This window comes from Paenibacillus durus (assembly GCF_000756615.1).
GTDB classification, from domain to species: domain Bacteria; phylum Bacillota; class Bacilli; order Paenibacillales; family Paenibacillaceae; genus Paenibacillus_AQ; species Paenibacillus_AQ durus.
Genome location: NZ_CP009288.1, coordinates 305,105 through 325,562, shown reverse-complemented (window position 1 = coordinate 325,562; position 20,458 = coordinate 305,105). Strand labels below are relative to the sequence as shown.

General features: G+C 55.4%; 21 protein-coding genes. 7 read left to right on the top strand and 14 right to left on the bottom strand.

Going from position 1 to position 20,458, the window contains the following annotated elements; all coding sequences use genetic code 11:
- Positions 1-2 precede the first annotated feature (2 nt).
- Together PDUR_RS01550 and PDUR_RS01545 are read right to left on the bottom strand one after the other, a co-directional pair.
- Positions 3-962 carry a sugar kinase gene (locus PDUR_RS01550; RefSeq protein WP_042204783.1) on the bottom strand — a complete coding sequence of 320 codons (960 nt, stop codon included), beginning with the start codon at positions 960-962 and terminating at the stop codon, positions 3-5.
- A complete protein-coding gene (locus PDUR_RS01545; protein WP_052409901.1) occupies positions 962-1,816 on the bottom strand; it encodes a sugar phosphate isomerase/epimerase family protein in 855 nt (284 codons plus the stop codon). The genes PDUR_RS01550 and PDUR_RS01545 overlap by 1 nt, the downstream gene beginning before the upstream one ends.
- A gap of 365 nt (positions 1,817-2,181) precedes the next feature.
- On the opposite strand from PDUR_RS01545, the gene PDUR_RS01540 reads away from it, so the two are divergent.
- The 4 genes from PDUR_RS01540 (at position 2,182) to PDUR_RS01525 (ending at position 5,204) form a co-directional block, all read left to right on the top strand.
- A complete protein-coding gene (locus tag PDUR_RS01540) occupies positions 2,182-2,379 on the top strand; it encodes a helix-turn-helix transcriptional regulator (RefSeq protein WP_025690607.1) in 198 nt (65 codons plus the stop codon).
- 3 nt (positions 2,380-2,382) lie between these two features.
- A complete protein-coding gene (locus PDUR_RS01535; protein WP_042204782.1) occupies positions 2,383-2,802 on the top strand; it encodes a hypothetical protein in 420 nt (139 codons plus the stop codon).
- A gap of 91 nt (positions 2,803-2,893) precedes the next feature.
- Positions 2,894-3,610, top strand: a complete 717-nt coding sequence (locus tag PDUR_RS01530) for an ABC transporter ATP-binding protein (protein ID WP_042204781.1) — start codon at positions 2,894-2,896, stop codon at positions 3,608-3,610.
- Positions 3,594-5,204: a hypothetical protein gene (locus tag PDUR_RS01525; protein ID WP_042204780.1), complete on the top strand. Its 1,611-nt coding sequence runs from the start codon at positions 3,594-3,596 to the stop codon at positions 5,202-5,204. Before PDUR_RS01530 ends, PDUR_RS01525 begins: the two co-directional genes overlap by 17 nt.
- 182 nt (positions 5,205-5,386) lie before the next feature.
- Here the strand turns inward: PDUR_RS01525 and PDUR_RS01520 are convergent, their stop codons facing one another.
- The 4 genes from PDUR_RS01520 to PDUR_RS01505 form a co-directional block, all read right to left on the bottom strand.
- On the bottom strand, positions 5,387-6,403 hold the full coding sequence (locus tag PDUR_RS01520; RefSeq protein ID WP_042204779.1) for a LacI family DNA-binding transcriptional regulator: 1,017 nt from the start codon (positions 6,401-6,403) through the stop codon (positions 5,387-5,389).
- Positions 6,404-6,528: 125 nt separating this feature from the next.
- On the bottom strand, positions 6,529-7,326 hold the full coding sequence (locus PDUR_RS01515; protein ID WP_042204778.1) for a DUF6492 family protein: 798 nt from the start codon (positions 7,324-7,326) through the stop codon (positions 6,529-6,531).
- 84 nt (positions 7,327-7,410) lie between these two features.
- A complete protein-coding gene (locus PDUR_RS01510) occupies positions 7,411-8,097 on the bottom strand; it encodes a hypothetical protein (protein ID WP_042204777.1) in 687 nt (228 codons plus the stop codon).
- Between the two features lie 32 nt (positions 8,098-8,129).
- Complete coding sequence (locus PDUR_RS01505) at positions 8,130-8,537, bottom strand: helix-turn-helix domain-containing protein (protein WP_156130234.1); 408 nt, start codon at positions 8,535-8,537, stop codon at positions 8,130-8,132.
- Between the two features lie 176 nt (positions 8,538-8,713).
- Here PDUR_RS01505 and PDUR_RS01500 point away from each other — a divergent pair, with 176 nt between their 5' ends.
- Both PDUR_RS01500 and PDUR_RS01495 read left to right on the top strand, forming a co-directional pair.
- Complete coding sequence (locus PDUR_RS01500) at positions 8,714-9,523, top strand: alpha/beta fold hydrolase (RefSeq protein WP_042204776.1); 810 nt, start codon at positions 8,714-8,716, stop codon at positions 9,521-9,523.
- Between the two features lie 76 nt (positions 9,524-9,599).
- Positions 9,600-12,155, top strand: coding sequence for a UvrD-helicase domain-containing protein (locus PDUR_RS01495; RefSeq protein ID WP_042204774.1), 2,556 nt, complete (start codon positions 9,600-9,602; stop codon positions 12,153-12,155).
- A 568-nt stretch (positions 12,156-12,723) separates the two neighbouring features.
- On the opposite strand, the gene PDUR_RS01490 is transcribed toward PDUR_RS01495, so the two are convergent.
- The 7 genes from PDUR_RS01490 to PDUR_RS01460 form a co-directional block, all read right to left on the bottom strand.
- Entirely contained in the window at positions 12,724-12,960 is a 237-nt protein-coding gene (locus PDUR_RS01490) for a DUF6953 family protein (RefSeq protein ID WP_025699597.1), read from the bottom strand.
- A 288-nt stretch (positions 12,961-13,248) separates the two neighbouring features.
- Entirely contained in the window at positions 13,249-13,464 is a 216-nt protein-coding gene (locus PDUR_RS01485; RefSeq protein ID WP_156130233.1) for a hypothetical protein, read from the bottom strand.
- A gap of 110 nt (positions 13,465-13,574) precedes the next feature.
- Entirely contained in the window at positions 13,575-14,351 is a 777-nt protein-coding gene (locus PDUR_RS01480) for an ABC transporter permease (protein WP_042204771.1), read from the bottom strand.
- Between the two features lie 13 nt (positions 14,352-14,364).
- On the bottom strand, positions 14,365-15,141 hold the full coding sequence (locus PDUR_RS01475) for an ABC transporter ATP-binding protein (protein WP_042204770.1): 777 nt from the start codon (positions 15,139-15,141) through the stop codon (positions 14,365-14,367).
- A gap of 14 nt (positions 15,142-15,155) precedes the next feature.
- A complete protein-coding gene (locus tag PDUR_RS01470) occupies positions 15,156-16,172 on the bottom strand; it encodes an ABC transporter substrate-binding protein (protein WP_042204768.1) in 1,017 nt (338 codons plus the stop codon).
- A gap of 146 nt (positions 16,173-16,318) precedes the next feature.
- Positions 16,319-17,770 (bottom strand): aryl-sulfate sulfotransferase, encoded by a 1,452-nt coding sequence (locus PDUR_RS01465; RefSeq protein WP_042204767.1) that lies wholly within the window; start codon positions 17,768-17,770, stop codon positions 16,319-16,321.
- 35 nt (positions 17,771-17,805) lie between these two features.
- Positions 17,806-18,354, bottom strand: a complete 549-nt coding sequence (locus PDUR_RS01460; RefSeq protein WP_042204766.1) for a MarR family winged helix-turn-helix transcriptional regulator — start codon at positions 18,352-18,354, stop codon at positions 17,806-17,808.
- A 390-nt stretch (positions 18,355-18,744) separates the two neighbouring features.
- Here PDUR_RS01460 and PDUR_RS01455 point away from each other — a divergent pair, with 390 nt between their 5' ends.
- The gene (locus tag PDUR_RS01455; protein WP_042204765.1) at positions 18,745-19,143 is read left to right on the top strand and encodes a hypothetical protein; all 399 of its coding nucleotides are present in this window, start codon (positions 18,745-18,747) and stop codon (positions 19,141-19,143) included.
- A 253-nt stretch (positions 19,144-19,396) separates the two neighbouring features.
- On the opposite strand, the gene PDUR_RS01450 is transcribed toward PDUR_RS01455, so the two are convergent.
- Positions 19,397-20,443 (bottom strand): AI-2E family transporter, encoded by a 1,047-nt coding sequence (locus tag PDUR_RS01450; RefSeq protein WP_042204764.1) that lies wholly within the window; start codon positions 20,441-20,443, stop codon positions 19,397-19,399.
- Positions 20,444-20,458 lie beyond the last annotated feature (15 nt).

Sequence of the window (20,458 nt, the reverse complement as noted above, 5' to 3'; positions counted from 1 at the left end):
CATTATTTCACTCCCGTAAGTTGATATTGGAGATAGGTTTCAAGCTTAAGGTTTGTCGGATAGCCGTCATGGTCGCCCTCCGACTGTACGGCCAGCGCGCCAATCGCGTTCCCCCGCTGCACCGCCTGCGGCACGGTAAGACCTTCCAGCATGCCGCTTACGAGTCCGACGGCAAAGCCGTCTCCGGCGCCTACCGTGTCCACAACCTCTTCCACTTTGAAGCCCTGTACCGTGCCTTCATCCGTCTGTGTGCGGAAGTACGCGCCCTCCGGCCCCAGCTTGACTGCAACGAGCGACACGCCCTTGTTCAGATAAAATTCGGCGATTGCGCGCGGGTCCCTGGAACCGGTCAAAATCTCACCCTCCTGGATTCCCGGCAGCACCCAGTCGGCGCGGCAGGCCAGATCGTTGATGACAGACACCATCTCTTCACGGGAAGACCAGAGCGCAGGCCGCAAATTCGGATCGAAGGAAACGCTGCGTCCCGCGGCCTTCATCGCTTCCAGCGCCCCATAAGCGAACTCGCGGGTATTTTTCGTCAGTGCCGGCGGGATGCCGGTCATGTGCAGATGGCGGAAGCCCGTCAAATAACCAACGTCCACGTCCGTGCCCGAAAGCGTGCTTGCCGCCGAATTTTTGCGGAAATACTGCACCTGCGGATCGCCTTCAAGCACCTTCGACTTGAGCTGAAAGCCAGTTGGATGCCGGGAATCGCTCGTTACGCCGGAGATGTCGATATTCTCTCTGTCCAGATACTCACGGATATACTCACCGAATACGTCGGCGCCCAATCGGCTGACCCATCCGGCCGAAAGTCCCAGCCGGGCGAAGCCGACCGCCGTATTCACTTCCGCTCCGGCCAGGCGCCGGCAGAACTTGTCAATATCCTTCAAGGCCCCTGGTTGCTCGGCAACGAACATGACCATCGCTTCTCCAAAAGTAACTACATCCTTCAGGCTCATTACGCAATCCCCTTTCCTATTTCTGCGGCGATTTCTGCGGTTCCTGTCCTTATCGTTCCAGAACAGCCTTCGCGCAGCATCTCGATATATCCTTTAAGGCATCCTTCCCCCGGAAGCCCGAACTCGATTGCGCGGGGCACATTGCCCGGCAGCAGCCCAAGCAGCTTCCGCCAGAGTGCATCCTCATCCTGCGGCAGCGGCAGCGTGACCCACATCCCGTCCGAACGGATGACGTGCTTGCAGTGAATATAGGCCACATAAGGGGCGAAGGTTTCCGCTGCCTTCAGCGGGTCTTCCCCGCTGTACAACCAGTTGCCCGTATCGAACGTCATCTTTACACCGCTAAGTCCGCAGTGCTCCACCGCCTGGAAAAACGCTTTCAAATTCTCGGCTCCGCCTCCGTACGAAGTCTGATCATTCTCGATCAGCAGCGTCAGCGCTCCTGCTGTCTCTCGGTACCCTTGAAGCAGCCGCTCAAGCTGGCCGAGCCGTTCATGTTCGGTGCCTCTCAGCTCATCCTCCGATGCAAATCCAGGAATCGCCGCATAATGCCCGAGCGACACTTTCAGCATTTCAGGCCTTAAGACCGCCGCTTCCGCAAGAATGTGCGACAGCTTCTCCTCATTAAGTGTCCCTTCCGGATTCCACAGCTCCATCGGAACGGAGTATACACAGCGCAGGCCGCTGCGCAGGATCGCCTCCCGGCACTCGGCCAGCGGAAGAGCCCCGGGCGCAAATAGCTCGCGCCGAATTTCAATGCCGACCGCTCCCCCGGAGCGTATAAGCTCCGTCAGTCCATACTGCCTTTCGCAAGCGCTTCCAAATACGGAAGTTGGAACAAAAACCGCATTCATCGTAACGTCCCCCTTAACTTAAAATGCAGACCCTGTATATCGGATTATGCTGCATCCTGACCATCGGGCTATGCCTAAGTCTGACCATCGATTCTGCTGTATCCTAACGTCGATTATTGTCGCTTGTAAATCGGTTTAGTAAATCGGTTTACTATTTATTATCAAATTATAATCCAGCCTTAAGTTCTTTGCAAGCCCTTTCTTTAAAGCGCTATCATTTTTTTGTTTACATCCATTCGCCAACTGCATTACCTGGGATTCTGTATATAGAATACCTGTTACGGAAAGTAGGCTTTACATTTTTTGGCTGCGGATGTTATATTGTAAATGTAAAGCTTACTTTCCATTTGAACAGAGGTGTGATGTTGAAAAACCGTCTGGAGGAGATCCGAAAACAACACGGAATCAAGCAGGAGGAATTGGCCGAGGCTTTGGCGGTTTCCAGGCAGACGATAGGGTCGCTGGAGAACGGGCGCTACAATCCCTCGATTATTTTGGCGTTTAAGATCGCCCGCTATTTCAAGCTGCCGATTGAAGAGATTTTTATCTATGAGGAGGAATAGCTTGTGAAAAAAAGCTCTGCTGCGCGCAATGTTATTTTACTGGTGATAGGGATTCTGCTGCTGGCTATCGGTCTGTTGGAGGTTGGTGACATGGCCAGGAACGTATCCGGGCTGTGCATAGGTATAGGCTCAGGGCTAATCGGCATGAGCACTGCCAATCTTATCATGATCCGCTATTATGCCAAGCATCCGGCACTCAAGAGACGGCAGGACATTGAAGCGGGGGATGAGCGGAGCATCTCGATCAACAACCTGTCGAAAGCCAAAGCCTTTGATATTACCGTAAGAGCCATGATGCTGATTCCCTTTGCGCTTATCTTCTCAGATTTGCCTATATGGACCACGTTTGCCGTGATTGCGTTCTATATATTCTCTTTCGGTATCCGTTATTATTACCTCGTCAAATACAGCAAGGTTATGTGAAGGCCATTAGAACAGAAACGAAAGGGGGAAGTTAACCGTATTTAACCAGAACTTTCCAAAGTGATTTTATCTTAAGGAGGAATGCGAGCTCATGCAATTAACATTGAAGAACCTCAGGAAAGACTTTGACGGGAAAAAGGTGCTTCAAGGGATTGATTTTACCTTTGAGAAGGGCAAGATTTACGGTCTGCTCGGCCGGAACGGCGCGGGAAAAACAACTCTGTTCAACTGTCTGAGCGGAGAGCTCGAGGCGGACGAAGGACAGGTGCATTTGGAGGGGGAGAAAGGCTTAAGGCCGCTGCGGGACGAGGACGTAGGCTATGTTTTTTCCCTCCCGATCCTGCCTGAATTTCTGACGGGATATGAATTTCTGAAGTTTTTTACCGATATCAACCGGGACAAAGTTCCCCAAGGGCTGACCGTCGACGACTATCTGGAAATGGTTAAAATTGACGGCGAGGACCGCCACCGGCTGATCAAAGGCTATTCCCACGGCATGAAGAACAAAATTCAGATGCTCTGTTTCCTCATCACGCGTCCGCCGCTGATTTTGCTGGATGAACCGTTGACCTCTTTTGATGTCATCGCGGCGCTGGAAATGAAGAAGCTGCTGCGGGAAATGAAGCAGGATCATATTCTCGTCTTCTCCACCCACATTTTGCAGCTCGCCCAAGACCTGTGTGATGAATTGGTGCTGCTCCGGCATGGCCGAATCGAGGCGGTACCGCCCGAGCTTCTCCGCAGTCCGGATTTTGAAGAGAAGATTGTTACGCTGTTGGGAGATGAGCCTGATGTACAGAACTCTTAAGTTTATACTCGGCATCCGGGTATCCGTTTTTGCCAACTGTCTGATTTACTATTTGCGTCGGCTCCCTCTCGTCGGCCAAGCGGTCAAGGACAGTGCTTACGCCAATCTCCCTCTTAAAAAAATCGCATCCGTTATCGCGCTGCTGGCGGCTGTACTCATCGGGTTCGGCTCCAATTTTTTATATACGGGCCTGATGATTTATTGGCCGGTATCGGTCACGGGTACGGAACTTCCTGCGGCGGAGCGGTTCGGGCGGTTTCTGCATGTCTTCGTGCTTCTGAGCTTTGCGGCGGCGGCCTTCTCCAACATTAAAGTGCTAGAGCCCAAACGAGAAAAATATATCGCGGTCAAGCTGATGCGGCTGAACGCCCGCCAATATATGCACGCCACCCTCAGCTTTCGGTATTTGACCTTTTTTCTTTATTTTGTGCCCGCTTCTATCGTGTTCTTCCGCTTGCTGGGCGCTTCCGTCACCCTGGGAATCCGCTTCGCGCTGCTGATTACCCTGTGGCGGGTAGCCTGCGAAGCGCTGCATCTTTATGTGTTCGACCGGACCGGGACCGTGCTGATCAAAAAAAATGGGATCGTCTGGTGCGGTATCGGGCTGAGCTTGGCCGCAGCGTACCTGCCTCTTGTGCTGGACGGAACGCCGGCAACCGGCGCGGCGGTGCTAAGCCTGCCCGGCGGCCTGATCATTACCGCAGCCGGAATAGCCGGAGCCTTGTACCTTAAACGCTATCCGCGCTACCGGGCGGCGGTGGATGCGGCTACCCATCGGGACGACCCGCTGCTGGACTACAGCCGGATGATGAGCGAGGCGCAAAAAGCGGATATGAAAATGCCCGATTCCGAGGATTCCGCCGCCATCTCTTCCGGGAAGCATGCCAAGAAAAAGGGCTATGCTTACTTGAACGCTATCTTTTTCGAAAGGCACAAGCGGTTTATCTCGGAGCCGGTAATCAAGCGGCTGTGGATCATCGGCCTGCTGACAGCCGCGGGCGCCGCCATTACGCTTCTTAGTCCCGATAGAGCCGGAACATATGTGGAGCGGTTGATCACCTCACCGAGATACTTTCTTCCGGTCATGTTCTTTATATCCATCAGCGACCGGTTATGTAAAGCGTTGTTCTACCATTGTGACGTCCATCTGCTGCGCTACGGATTTTATAGGAAACCCGGGGCGGTTCTGTCCAATTTCCGGGATCGGCTGCTTCGCATCTCGTCGCTTAATCTGATTCCGGCAGCCGCGCTCTGCGCGGCCGCAGCCATACTCGCCCGCCTTGCAGGAGCAGATTGGCCCATGGCAGACATGCTTCTGTTTCTGGTGTTTATCGTCTGCCTTTCCTTGTTTTTCTCGGTACATCACCTATTTATGTATTACCTGTTGCAGCCTTACTCCACGGAGCTGAATATTCGAAATCCGTTCTTTATCGTTGTCAATTCGATTGTATCCGGCATTTGCTTCTTCAGCTTGTCCCTTTCAAGCGACCCCGTTCCGTTTACGGCCTTCGTCATCGCCGCTACAGTCTTATACATCGCCGTGGCGCTGGCAGCCGTATACAAATACGCGCCCAGAACGTTCCGGATCAAATAGCCGCAGATTAGCCCGGAAATATCCCAGCCAAAATGAAGAACACCTCCGCCGAATCGTTCCCTGCGATTCACGGAGGTGTTCCCGGGATTATGGAATTTTTCATATGTCCTTCCTTCGGTCAGTGCGATGCCTTGATAAGCCTCTTTCGGCTTGGCCCTGCGGGAATCGCAAAGACTCACGGTTTAATCCGTGACCCGCTTCATCTCCGAGGACTGCCGCACCGCCAGTTCGCATTTGAAGACGTATTCTGCGGGCGGTAGATCCTCCTCTGATCGGATGCGGCTGATGATCCGCTCAGCCGCCTTTCTTCCCATTTCGAGCGAAGGCTGATTGATGGTGGTAAGCGTCGGCGTAAGCAGGTGGGCAAAAGGAATGTTGTCGAAGGCGACCAGCGCCAGATCCTCCGGCACCCGGAGATTCCGCTCCTTCACAAAGGCCAGCGCCTCAAGCAGCACCAGGTCATTGCCCGCAATGAGCGCCGTCGGCGGCTCCGGGCCGTCAAACAGCTTGCCGAATCTTCCCCGCAGGGCGGAGATTTCCGCATTAATAATGCTGCTGCTGCCGTACGTTAGTCCGAAATCGTCCATCGCCTTCCGGAAGCCTTCCGTCCGCTCAAGCCGGGTGCTGATCGTCAGCGGCGCCGTAGCGAGCGCAATTCTCCGGTGTCCCCGCTCCTTCAGATGCGACACCGCTTCATAGACCGACTCTCGGTTGTTGACGACAATGGTGTCGGCCTTGACGCTTTCCACCCGCCGGTCCATGAACAGAATGTGTTGCCCGTGCCGGGAAAGCTTTTTATACAGGGAAGCATTCTTCCCCGTAGGAAGCAGGATCATGCCGTCCACCTGCTTGGCCTGAAGCATTTCAGCGTACTTCTTCTCCTTCTCCCCGTCCTCGTCGCTGTTGCACAAAATGACATTGATGTCCTGCTCCTGGCAGTAATCCTCGATGCCCCGGCAAATTTCGGTGGAGAGCCTGTGCATGATATTCGCCACAATGACGCCAACCGTTGAAGTCCGCTTCTGCTTCAGTCCCCTTGCGAGCACATTCGGCTGGTAATCCAACGCTTCAATGGCCTCTGCGATCTTGGCGCGGGTTTCCACCCCCATATGCTGATACCGTTTATTCAAATATTGGGATACCGTGCTTTTGGATACACCGGCCCTTGCAGCCACGTCCCCGATTGTCGCTCTGACCAATGTTCTCTACTCCCATCGTTTACGCGTATATCCACTAACTATAATGCTGTTTGGGGCGCTTGTCTAATCGCGTAAGGGCCCCCCCGCAAGCCGGGAGCGAGAGGAGGAACCTTTCAAGGAGCGCATCATTTCGGCGTCCGAACGTAACCTTTTCGCTTGTGAAAAGAAAGTGACCGATAGGTCCGGGCGTACTTTTGGGCCGTGGCCGTGGAGATTTGCGAGCCGCTCATATTCAGGCTTTTGTTGCGGGCTTTCTTTAGAACCATCCCTCCGGGGTCCTTAGCATACAGATAGTTGCCGTAGGTTTCGAACTCGGAGAACCCAAACTGCCGGGAGCGGTTGATGCTGCGCAGGATGGCGGAATACCATGAAGTCCCGTGTCTGGCCTCGATTTCCCGTTTCATGCGGGCAAGCCGGCTGCGTTCAAACAGCATGTAATGGGTTACAAAAGAGGACGGGCGGACTGCCTTCTTGCCCATCAGCTTCCGGTAGGTCACAAAATATTCCGGCTGGCTCCAGTTCCGGCAGTAGAACACTGTCTTGCCGCTTAAACGGAACCGGTGCGGCGTGATCAGAACCGTATCGGCGTCAATGACCAAAAAATAATCCGCCGTGCACAGCTTGTCGCCGCCCAGCTTCAGCAGCTGCTGAAACAGCCAGCCCGAGCGCTCCCAGGTGCGCGAGCGGTAGTGAATATCCTTCTTGGTGATAGGCAGCACCGTATTTTCATCAACGAAGGTACAGCCTTTCCTGCGGCAAAAATCGAGGATACGCGGCTTGCGGGGGGCAACGACCATAATACTGCGGATCGGATGCTTAACATGCTTCCTTACAGCGTCAACCACATGCGGCAGAGTGGCCAGATCCTTCTCAATTGCCGGAATCAGCACATCTATGGCAGGTCCTTCAAGGGCTTGGGACATACGTTCATCTCCACTCATCAATTTCTATTAGAATATGAACGTTCGGGGCAAAGGGAATGGGCGGTAAAGCGGCTGTTCGCCGCCTTACCAGACCAGCAGACCCATCATAAGCGTCAGCAGACCGACTGCGGCGGCAAAAAGGCTGACCAGCGGCAGAGCGGCGGTTCTTGCAAGCCGCACCGCCACCAGATTAAAGCTGCTGTGAAGCGGAATGAGAAGCGCCGCCGACCACGGGGTACGGGCGATAATCAGCGCGGCTCCGATATGAAAAGCCGAAGCCCAGATCCGCTCCAGGATGCCCCACAGCGGACTTGCCTGCAGATTGCCCTGCGCCTGGAGGATTTGTTTCGCCTGCATGGCCTTCTCATCGGTCCGTTTGATCAGCGATATGATAATGATTGCGTTAACGATGACGAACAGCACTTCAATGGCCGCCCAGCCTTGGCCGAGCGACAGCGCCTGCGGGAATGAAGCGGCTAGGAGGGAGAGCAGCGCGAGCCTTACGCCTTCCTCCAGTACGCCGGAGCTTCCGCCGACGATCAGCTTGGCCCGCTCCTGCGGCCAACCCCGGACAAGCGCGGCGAGCGGCCCCCGCAGGAATAACGCCGCCAGCCAGCCAAGCGCCCCCAGCCCGAAGATCGTCCACTCTATGGCGTGGCCCGCCGCGCTGAACACAGCCCCGTACATGACCGGCACCAGAATGTATAGCGGCACATATTTCAGCGTTCTTTCCGATACTCCCGCAAACGGGTCCTTTTCGGCTGTACTCATGACTTCCATCTCTCCCGCTTCTGTTCGAATATTCAGTGCTCTTCCTCCCCCTCCTCTTCGTTTACACCTTCGGATGAACCGGAGAGCGCCCCCGGAATTACGATGGTGGAGATCATCCGCCGCCTGCGTCCGCTTCCGGCTTCGTTCCCGGCATATTTCTGCATGGACTGTCTCATTTCCGCCAAAAGCTGCGCATATTCGTCATCAGTCAAATGAAGCTGAACCTGGCGCATGGAGACGCCGTCCTTTTTCAAGTCATAGTTCTCTTGCTGTAAATAAACGCTGAAGTCGCCGGCAAGCGACGAGACGAATTTCTGAAAAAGCGCCATGTGCTCGCCTGCCGATTTCTCCGTCGTATCGGAGGGCGTGGCGTCTTCACCCCCCTGGGACAAGTAGTATACTTTCTCTACCGCGCCGCGCACCTTGTTCTCTTCGGCCACCTCAAGCACCCCGGCCTTCAGCAGCGTCCGATTAAAATCAACCTTCTTGACCCGGTTATTTGATCATAGCGCCATCGGTCTTCACGTATACATCGTATAGCAGAATCATGCGGCAGTCTGCGTGCTGTCACTTTTTTATTCGGATTATTAACGATACGGGAAGGCGGGATAAGGCTGTGCATTATTATATTGAAACGGAACCGGGCGTTAAGCTGTTTGTAGAGGACATCGGAAGCGGTATACCGGTCGTCTTGGTGCATGGCTGGCCGCTGAATCATGAAATGTACGAATACCAGGTGACGCATCTGCCCAAATACGGCTATCGCTGCATTTCGATTGATCTTCGCGGCTTCGGTCAATCCGACCGGCCCTGGGAAGGATACACCTATGACCGGATGGCCGACGATATCCGGGCGGTGCTGGATACTCTGCGGCTTACAGGCGTCCGGCTGGCCGGCTTCTCCATGGGCGGCGCCATCGCCTTACACTATGCAGCCCGGCACCAGGGTTTCCGCCTTTCGCAGCTGCTTCTGCTGGCTGCCGCAGCTCCCAAGCTCGCCCAAGGAGAAGGTTATCCGTACGGGATGCCTGTATCGGCCTTCAATCAACTGATCGCCGGAACTTATGCCGACCGTCCGCAGACGGTTGCCTCCTTTGGAGAGAGGTTTTTTGCCAAGCCGGTGTCACCCGCCTTTCGCGATTGGTTCCAATCGATGAACCTAACTGCCTCCAATCACGGAACCGCCGAAGGCGCGCGGATGCTGCGGGACGAGGATCTGCGCGCCGATCTCCCCCGGGTTCAGGTACCCACCACGATTTTTCACGGCCTTCTCGACCAGATTTGTCCCTACGAGTTGGCCCGCCTGATGCATCAGGGGATTCGGGGCTCGCAGCTGCTGACCTTTGAACAAAGCGGGCATGCCGTTTTCTATGACGAACTGGAGCTGTTCAATCAGCGGCTGCTCCAGGTTCTGGGAGGAAGATAGCCGGCTTTCTCCTGAGATGGTATAGTATAGGTTGGCAAAAATGGAATTCGAACGTTAGGTGAAGGTGACACTCATTATGGACAAACTGCTGTATCATCCTGTTCCGAAGGGAGCTTCCGGAACCCGCGTGCCGCAGGCGGCGGCAGCTTCCGCCAAGACGAGCCGGGAACTGGTGCGCGGAGATGAGCCGGACGCCGGTTATTTCCGGACGCTGGAGCAGGAAGGCATTCTGCTGAACGCTTCGCAGATCGCGGCGGTACGGCATGGCGACGGCCCGCTGCTGACGCTGGCGGGGGCCGGGTCCGGCAAGACAAGCGTATTGGTATGCCGGACCGGCTATTTACTGTCCGTTCGCCGCGTTCCTTCTGGACGTCTGCTGCTGCTGACGTTCTCCAGCAGGGCGGCGGCGGAAATGCGGGAGCGGATCGGCAGACTGCCGGGAATCGGCGGGCGGGATATTTCGGGGCTGCAGGCACGCACGTTTCATTCTTTTTTTCTGTATTTTCTACGAAGACAGGGGGCCAGCCAGGAGATATTCCACGATACGCGCCGCCAGCATATTCTGCTTAAAGCGATTATGCGCGAGCTGGGCCTGCCCAAAGACGCGTATCCGCCGGAAAGCCTGCTTTCTCTCCTCTCGTCCTGCAAAATGAACATGGGCGGCGTAGACACCCTTCCCCAGCTTACGAACGCGGATAAGGAAATCAAGGAGATTCTACAGCGCTACGAGCAGTGGAAGCAGGATAATGGCAAAATCGATTTCGACGATGTGCTGCTGCATGCCTACCGAATGCTGCTGGAACGGCCGGAGCTGCTTGCTGAACTGCAAAGAAAATACACATATATTATGGTCGATGAATTTCAGGATACGAATATGCTGCAGTATGAGCTGATCCGCATGATCGCCCGTCCCCTGAACAATCTGATGGTGGTCGGCGACGACGATCAGACGATCTATTCGTTTAACGGGGCGAGGAGCGAGTTTATTCTGGAGTTCGAGAAGCTGTACCCGGAGGCAAAAGTGATTACACTCGACATCAACTACCGTTCCGGGCCCGCCATCATCGGCCTTGGCAACGGTATTATCCGGGGCAACACGCGGCGGCGTTCCAAAACGCTGCGCGCGGCGGCGCAAGGCGGCAGCCAGCCCCGGTATCTTCGCCCTTACACCGCCGACGAGGAAGCGGAAGCCATCGTGGAGTATATCGCTTCCGCCGTAGAGCAGGGAGCGCGGAGCTATGGCGATTTCGCCGTGCTGTACCGGGCATCCAGCAGCAGCCGCGCCGTGCTGGAGCGGCTGCTGCTGCGAGATATTCCCTACATCGATTACGGCGAAGGGCAGCTGCTGTACGAGCATTGGCTCATCGCGCCGGTCATCAGCCACTTGCGGCTGACCGTGAACCGGCGCGATTTTGCCGCCATTGAGGACATGCTGCCCACGCTCTATGTAAGCCGGGAACAGGGGATGGGGCATATCCAGCGGATGGAAGCGGTTCAGCCGAAGCGGGGGCCGCTGATCCATCTGCTGAGCCTGCCGGGACTGGCGGAATTCCGCCAAGCTTCCATTCGGGAGCGGCTGGACATGCTCCGCCATCTGCGGGAGCTTACGCCGCTTCAGGCAATCCGGCAGATCCGCAGCCGGTTCTACGATCAATTCGTCCTGGCGGACGAGCGCCATCAGGCGACGCTGCACCGGGAGACGCTGAAGGAGATGCTGGACGAGCTGGAGCTGTCGGCGGGACGCTTCGGGAGCATCCCTCTTTTTCTTGATTTTCTGGACGAGATAACGTCAAGGAACGAGCAGCACCGGACTCCTGGCGGTACAGAGCAGGAGACCCAAGTCGCCCTGATGACGATTCATAAGTCCAAAGGGCTCGAATTCCCCGTCGTCATGCTGCTCGGCGCGTCCGAAGGCATCCTGCCGCACAGCTCGGCGCTCGAAGCGGGCCGCCTGAAGGACCGCCAGACGGCGGAAGGCGGCGGAGAAGCGCTTGCGCTGCTGGAAGAGGAGCGCCGCCTGGCGTATGTTGCGGTCACCCGCGCCAAGGAAGAGCTGTTCATCAGCTCGCCCGCGATGCACCGGGGCCGGAAGGCCCCGGTCTCCCGCTTCATGTTGGCGGCGTTCGGCGTCGGCGCGGCGGACGCAGCTGACGCTGGCGTACGCGGCGGGCGGCAAGGGGCCCGGCCCGGCGGCGGGACCGCGTCCGGGCCGGGCAGCGGCTCCGGCGGCAGCGGCTTCGGCGCGGCAAACGCCAGTGCCGCGCGCGGAAGCGGCGGGACCGCGACCGAGCCAGGCAGCGGCTCCGGCGGCAGGGGTGGCCGCGCGGCAAGTGCCGGTGCTGCGCGCGGAAGCGGCGCGGGCAGCGGATATGGCGCAGCCCGCGATGGGCGCACTGGCGCCGGCATAGGCGGCGCCGGCAGCTTCGGGGGCCTCCGCCGCTCGGGCGGCGTAGCCCATGCAGCCGCCCCCTCCGGCCGCACGCGCACGGTCGCGGTCTGGAGCTGCCCGGCCGCTGCCTGCCCAGGCTGGATGCGCGTCAAAGCCGGCGGCGCCGAGGACCATCTGGCGCATAAGCCCTGCCCGCTGTGCGGCACGCCGATGGAGAGGGGCACCCGGGATGTTCCGGTGTAGACCGACGGCATCCGGTCTGGACCATCGCCATCCGGTACGTACCGCCAACCATCACTTCCCTTCTGTGTAGACCGGCGTCAAACGGAATTCCTCCCTTTTATTTCTGGGCAAATGAAGCTTTACCGGTTACGAAAGGGATTTTCTCCACTTTAATAGCGCGTTTCCCTCTGTTTTCAGCAAAATCACAAGAATAAGAGGGAGAAATTCCAGCTTAATTAAAAAACAAGCCTTTATCCCATGAATAACCGGGAGAAATTCCGGCTTATCCATTAGATGATATCGCAAGCAGCGCCTAAACACGCAAAAATCTCCAGCCGCATCCTTTCAAGGAGGTACAGCTGGAGATTTTCATATCACTGCGGCCTTTGCCGCCGGTTCCCTTTAGTGCAGAAGGTCTACGCGCAGATCGCGCTATGCCCAGAAGCTCAGACGCAGCTGGTTCCGGCACTGATTGCCACAGCGGTTACTGGCACACGATGCCCGTTGCCCTTGCCATAGGTTGCCATTGCAAAGGTGACCCGCAGCCCCTTCTTCCGCCACTCGCTGTCCGGCTAATCGGCCGCATCCCTTAGGTCCAGGCCCACAAAAAGCCGTCCCGGTCCCAGGCGATCCGTCCGCCATGCAGCTTACGGAACGCTTTTTTGACTTCCTTCGACAGCGAAGCGTTGCCGTTCTCATTCACAAAGACGAAATGCTCGCCGAAATTTCTTTTTACATAATCAATTGCGTCGGTCTGGTACAAGGTCCCCGTAAAACGGATCTCCTTCACCATCCACTCCGCCACATCCTGGGCTGTCGGTTCCACTTGGCTCCTCTTTTCTTGTGGCTTATATAACATGAACTTGAGATTTTCCCATTCGGGTATTACTCGTAACTGCAAGGAATGTTTGGACTTCCGGCCGCTGCCCATCCCCAGATTTCTTGATTGAAACCGTTCTTCGCGGATGAAATCCGGAGACAGCTTATGCTTTCGAAGCGAGCTTTCCTTCGGAAAGCTTTCGGGCGGTCGCTATCGCTCTTACAGTTCCAAAATTCCCCTTCGTTACTCCTTACCTGATGTGATTTTTTTCAAGTTCATCTTATATAGTTATGTCTATCTTATCAGATTCATCAGCCAAAGAAACAGCATTATGACGGAGACGGTCGTGCCAAGCGCGACAAAAGCGTTAAAAAAGTTCAATGACGAGCCCTGACGGGACTCCTCGGCGATCCTTGCGCTTCTTCCTTGGTACTCCTGCGGAGCGTCTTCACTGCCGGGAGCTTCCTCCCACTCGGGAGCTTCTTTGGCATTCAGGTTATCGGGGAGCACAAGCATACCTTCCCTTCGTTTCCTTTTTCCAAAGAATTATACCAGGTTTTTCTAAATTTGTAATGCGTACTTGTCCCTATTTATCTTTTGCCCGTCCTGTATGAAATTGTCTATCCCCGTCGAACCGCCGATCCGGCCACACCGTAACGGTACAGCACCTTGCGTCCGAACCACCCGAACAGCCTGTCCGTGAAAAAGCCCATGAAGCCCAGGCAGAACAATCCCACAAAAATCCAGTCCGTGCGGAAAAATAACCGGGAATTCCAGATGAGGTAGCCTACGCCTTCGTTCGAGGCAATCATTTCCGCGCCGATTATAGCCATGTACGACGTACCCATCGCCAGGCGCACACCCGTGTAAATGTACGGCGTTGTTGCCGGAATGATGACATGCAGCAGGATCTGCCACTCGCTTGCGCCCATGCTGCGGGCCGAACGGAGTTTATCCTCCTCTACGGCCAGGACGCCGGTCAGCGTATTCAGCACAACGATGAAGAAGGTCGCGTACATGATCAGCGCGATTTTGGACTGCTCCCCGATACCGAACCAGACGAGAAACAGCGTGATGAAGGCGATCGGCGGGATAAACCGGATAAAATTGAGGAACGGCTCGGCAAAAATCCGGATCAGCCGCACCCTGCCGATGGCAAGGCCTACGGGAATCGCCAGCAGGCTGCCCAGCGTCCAGCCAACGAGCACGCGGATAAAGCTGATGCCGATGTACTGCATTAGCGTGCCGTCCATCACCAGTTCGCGGCCGCCCTGAAGCGTCCTCCACGGACCCGGAATAACGTCCGGCCCGTATATAAGCGCCCCAAGCTGCCAAAGCAGAATCGCCGCCACCCAGAGAATGGTCACGGAGACCCATTTGCGCTCTATCCATTTCATCTATCCGGTCCCCCTATTTCTCAAAATGGCTTTGAATTTTGTTATACAGCTCACCAAACTCCGGCGACGCCTCATCTCTTGGAAAGGAGAGCGGATTATCGTAAATATCCGTAATATTCGAAGACGGACCGACTGACATAATGCCGATGCGCTGGCCCAGCAGCAGCGCCTCCTGAATGTCGTGCGTCACGAAAATGACCGTCTTGTGCGTTTCCCGCCAGATCCGGATCAGCTCCCTCTGCATCGTCCGCCGGGTCATGGCGTCCAGCGCCCCGAACGGCTCGTCCATCAGCAGAATTGCCGGATCATTGGCGAGCACTCTCGCAAGCTGGACACGCTGCTTCATGCCGCCGGACAGCTCCTTCGGGAACTTGTTCTCATGTCCCGTGAGGCCGACCAGTCCGATGAAGCGGTCCGAAATGCGCCGGCGCTCGGCCTTCGGCGTCTTCTTCATCCGCAGGCCGAACTCCACGTTCTCGCGAACGGTCAGCCAAGGGAACAGGGAGGAATCAGCTTGCTGGAACACAACCGCCCGGTCCTTGCCCGGCTCTTGCACCTCCACATCGTCAATCCGCAGACGGCCCCCCGATTTGGAGACAAATCCGGCGATAATGTTCAGCAGCGTCGATTTGCCGCAGCCGCTTGGGCCGAGCAGGATGAAGAATTCACCGCCCTTGATAACCAGATTTACATCCTTGATAATATAGCGGACATCTCCGGAAGCCTGCTCGTTGTAGCTTTTGCGCAGAGCTTCGATATGAATAGTGTTTTGCTTTACGGGCAAGGACATGGGCGAAGCACCTCCTATTGATTGTATGTGACTTTATCCGGCAGCACCTTGCGAAGAGGTTCCAGACTGATTTTGCCCGCCAGATCGAAATCCTTCTCGATGATTCCGCTCTCGACCATGTATTTCTTCTGGCTCTCCAGACTGTCGAAGGCCGCCTGCGTGAAACCGACCTTCCACGGGTTCTTCGGCAAATCCTTCAGCGTCGCTTCTTTCGGCTGCTTCAATTCCTTGTACATAATGTCCGCTGTCTCTTCGGGATGTTCCTGGGTGTAGACAGCCGCTTCATCGACCGCCTTCAGGAAGCCTTCGACCGCTTCGGGATGCTCCTTCACCAGCGCATTGCCCGTCACGATACCCATGCCCAGCCGCACCTTCGTCTTGGACATGTCGCTGAGCTGATGCACCCCGGCAAGTCCCTCGAATTTATCGACCAGCGCCGAACCGGTGAACCAGGCCGCGTCGACGTCCCCCTGCTTCAAGGCGATAAACGCCTCGTCAAAAGCGCCTTGGCCAACCGTCTTGGTATCCGCAAGGTTCACATTATGCTCCTTCAAATACTCGTCCCACAGATAGGGCAGAAAGGTCCCGCGCAAAAAGCTCAGCTTCTTGCCCTTGAGGTCCTCGGGCTTCTGGATATCATCGCGAACGAACAGCTTCCATTGCGCAGCCGCTTCATCGGTAGCCTGTCCCGCTGAAGCAATGATCGAATAATCACCTTTGGCGACGGCGTTCAGCAGCGGGAAATCGGCTCCATACGCCACATCGACCTGCTTGATGAACAAGGCGTTTACACCTTCGGCCGGCGTGCCGAAGTTAACGATCTCGGCGTCGATGCCGTTGTCTTTGAAGAAGCCTTTGGCCAAAGCCGTGCGGAAGACCGGATTTGTGCCGGTGTCGGCGATTTTCAGCTTAAGCAATTCCTTGCCCGATGTGCCGGATGAAGACGATGCCTCTCCTTTGGCGCCGCACCCTGCGAGAACGAGCAGAGCGGACAAGAGCAGCAGCAGAACAGTAACACGGGATTTTTTCATGTTTATACACCTCTCTAGAGAAACGGCTGCGCTGTGCGACTTAAAAGTCTATGCTTTTAAGGCCAGCGTTGGCAAGCACTAGCTACCCGGCATCCAATCCCCGTAAATTAGTCGTTTCTTTTTACAAAAATGGTCTTAAGCTCTATCTATTTGGCGCTGCGCCGGGCTTCATCCGAGGTCGCTACGCAGGCCGCACCCTCCACGAAAGGCAGCGTAGTGGCCACACTGACAACGGAATCGCTGCCCTTCGGCGCGGCTCCAGGCACTCTGAACTGTGCGGCAGAGATCGGCTCGATGGCTCTCTCTTCCGGCTTCGCAAGCTGCGGTACCCATTCATAGGGCAGCCGGTAGGAGCGGTACACCATATTCGTGTTTCTTCTGTCGGTGTAAGGAGAAATGTACTCCCAGACGATCTCATGATCCTCCGTCACTTCGAACAGCCGGCCGTTGGAGCCTTCCGTAATCAAGGTGTTGCCGTTCGGAAGCCGCTGCGCCGAGCTGATATACGGACTGTAAAATTTATAGGAGTCAGTCGGAACCGAGAAGCCCGCTTCCGCTCCAGTGTACTGCCATTCAATTTCCAGCGTCACGGGGTTGATCTCCAGAACCCGCGAATGATCGCGGATTGCATTCTTCTGGCCGAACGGGGATGCGGGATTCGGCAGACCGTAACCTCCCCAGCCGCCGTTGTCGAACACGAGCAGATTGCCTTCGCCCGGCAGACCCTTCGGTATGATATGGGCGTGATGCTGGCCGATGATCCAGCCGATATGCTTCACTTCCGGCAGGGAGTAATCCGGGCCAAGCCGCCAGACGATACTGCCGGTTCTTCGGTCCGTGATCGCGATAATGTTGGCTTCCCGGGCGTCCCAGATAATATTGTCCGGATGAAACCGCTCGTCGCCCTCGTCGTAGAAGCGGTTCGGTCCCACATAGGACGCCGAGTTGATATGCAGCCAATCGCCTACGCCGCCGCCGAGGTGGCCGAAGGACCGAGTGTTGGGGTCGCGGAACAGCACGTTGCGGGCCGACTCGTCAAAGCCCAGCTCCTCGAAATGGTCGCTCGCTTTCCATTCCCACTTCACATTGCCCTCCCAGTCAACCTCGATAATGACATCATCCAGCAGCTGCTTGTCGGAAATGGCCGGGTTATTCACATTTTTATGAGCGAGGATCAGCGTCGTGCCTCTGGAAACCTCGGGTTCAAGGCCAGGGGCATAGTAGCCGACCGGATTGCCTTCGCGCTGGTAATCGTGATGCTGCCGAGCATACCACAGCGGCTCATAGCCGGGATCTTCGATATGCTCGTAGCCGTTGTATCTCCAGACGATATTGCCGTCCCAATCCACCTGCACCAGATCGACATTGTCCTGAATGCCGAATTTCGGATCTCTGCGGCCCGTGCTGCCCAGCACATATCCGCCTGGAAGCGCCTTGGCCGGAAAGCCGATCAGCCCTTTCCACAGATGAACTTCACGGCCGTTCATGTCGATCAGAACGACGCCCTCTTCGCCTGCCTGATACACGGTATAGCCGCTCCATGCCTTGCTCGGGTTATAGATGGTTGCGCCTGTCGGATATACAGTTGGAAATCCCATTGTTCATGTCTCCCTTGTTATTAAATGAATGAATGCTAATAGGTCAAATAACGGCTCTGCGTCGATACCCGGCTCTGCTTCCGTTCAGAGACGCCCGGCGCGGGAGCCTCGTCGGCATTCTGCTTGGCAAGATCCAGGATGGCTTCCGAGAACCCTTCAAGATTGCCGATGACTTTCTCGAACGCCCGGTTCTGGGCGGTCAGCTCCTCCTGTTCGAAGCCTTCGAACAGAAGTGTGATACACCTTGCACCGACGCTGCGGTTGCGCTCGAACATGGCCCGCCCCTTATCCGTAATGCCCAGCAGCACCGTCCTGCGGTCTCCCTCCTTGCGCCGCCGGACGGTATACCCGGCCGCATCCAGCTTGTCGCACAGCGCAGTGATCGCTCCCGATGTGAGATCCAGCTGCTCCGCCAAATCGCTGAGCCGCTGCTCGCCCTCGCGGATGATTTTATGCAGAATCATCATGCCCGGCAGCGCGACGCCCTCAATGTTAATCCGGTCCCGCTCCTTCACGAACCTTCTGACCATCTTGCGGAACAGCCAGTCAGCCTCCTCCAGCACATCCCAATCCAAATTCTCCATAGACCCTTTGCTCCTTACATTCGCCGCAAGGCATCAAAAAAGGCCCCCGGAGCGGCCCATCGAGAAGGGTAACGCTGCGGGAGCCTTTGGCGATCCAATCGGCTCGAAGTGTTATTTCACTGTTCATTTATTCAGTGTTGAAAGGTTATGAACGAATCATAAACCTATTAATCTTACCTGTCAAGTATGAATTTGATAAGGAATTTTAAGGTTATTTTAAAATCCCCTTAAGGCTGCTGTCACATTGGGCGGTTACAATAAGAACAACTCCTGCTGGGAGCCTGGCCGAAGAACAATGCCGCCGGTCCGCTTAAGCTTCAACTTTCTCGCGATTAATGAATCTTTTGCTCCGCCAAATACGTAAACGAACTATGAAATGAGGGACTACATATGAATATCAAACGGAATATTAAACGGGTGATGATCGTCGGTACAATGATCGTAGCGATATCATTTGGAGGAAATACATGGAGAAGCGGTACGGTGAGCGCGAGTCCGGTCGCTAAGCTTTCCTTATCCGCCGCGTCGATGGAGCGTGATGATTTGCTGGAGGCCTTGAAGCAGCCTTCCGGCGAGGATCTGTACTATTCCTTGTATGAAGGCAAGTCGCTTGCCGAGATCGCCTCGGAGAATAGCGTGGACGCTCAGCAGGTCATTGACCTGCAGACAAAGCAGCTTACCCGGCAGTTGGATCAGCGCCTTGCTTCCAGAAGCATTACACCGGAGCAGTATGAGGCTTACATGGCGGAAGTGCCGGATATTATTCGGAGCAGCGTGTACAGTCTCTAATTCGCCTCGGCTTCCGGGCTTCCGAATTCGATAAGAGCGCAGCATAGACTCTTGAACGATTGGCTCTGCTGAGGCGAAAATCCCCAAAAGGACGGCTTACGGCCCTTCTGGGGATTTTTTTCGTTATAAAGGCTTAAAAAATAAAAGGCCCCCTTCAAGAGCGCCTCCGCGCACTAGCTTAAGATTAACAGGGAGCTACTTAAAAGGAGCCTAAATTCCCGAGGAATATGGGTATTGCGTCTTGGTTCCGGTTTTACGGCTGTTTCTCCGGGCGGTCGGCCGGAAGCTCGTCACCGAGCTTTGTCCGCCGGATCTCCAGAATATCCAGCGCGAATACAAAGATCGGAATGCCCAGGATGAGTCCCCATACGCCGAGATAATGCTCAGAGAACAGCAGCACAATGAACGTATAGAACATCGGCAGATTCATTTTGGAAGACATCAGCTTCGGATTCAGGAAGTAGCCTTCGACGAAATGCAGCACGGCGATCATCGCCAGCACGTAAATCACCATCATCAGCCCGCCGATATTGTAGCCGATGATGCAGAGCGGAATGAGCGAGATGAGAAAGCCCGCCACCGGAATAAGGCTGAGCAGGAAGATCATAACCCCAAGCGCGAACAGATACGGAAAGCCGAGAATCGTCAATCCGACCACAGTAAAAGCGGTATTGAACAGCGCGATCAAAATCTGCGCCTCAATGACTTTACCGAAAGACAAAGTAAACTTGTTGCCGAAAAACTCGAGTTCATTATAGAACCAGGCAATCTTGCTCTGCTTCATCCGCGACGTGAACGCGACAATCCGGTTCTTCTCCAGAATGAAGACAAAGCTTAGAATAATGGCCAGGACGAACGTGGTGCCCCAGTTGCCGATCGTCGTTACATAATTGAGGCCGCTCTGCATGTATTTTTCATAATTCAAATCCTTGACGGTGCTGAATAAATATTGAACAATCTCGTTCTGCGGAATATTTTCCGGGGTTAACGAAGTGAGGAAGTTGGTCAACTGTCTGACCTGGACGAATATTTTGGGCAAATAGTGAATCAGCGCCAGCACCAGCGTAGAAATCATCGCCAGATAAAGGATAATGATGATGACCTTGCTGTTAACCCGTATGTACTTGCCGATCCTCTTAGACAGCAGCACCTGAAAGCTGTTCATGATATAAGCGATCAGAAAGGTCAGCAGCACCAGGTTGAGCATATCCCTGATTCCGTACAGCAACAAAATTACCAGCAGCAAAATTCCAAACCTGCGGAAGGTTAGATCCGTAAAAAAGCGCTTAAAAGATTCCATTGTCTCTCTCCATTC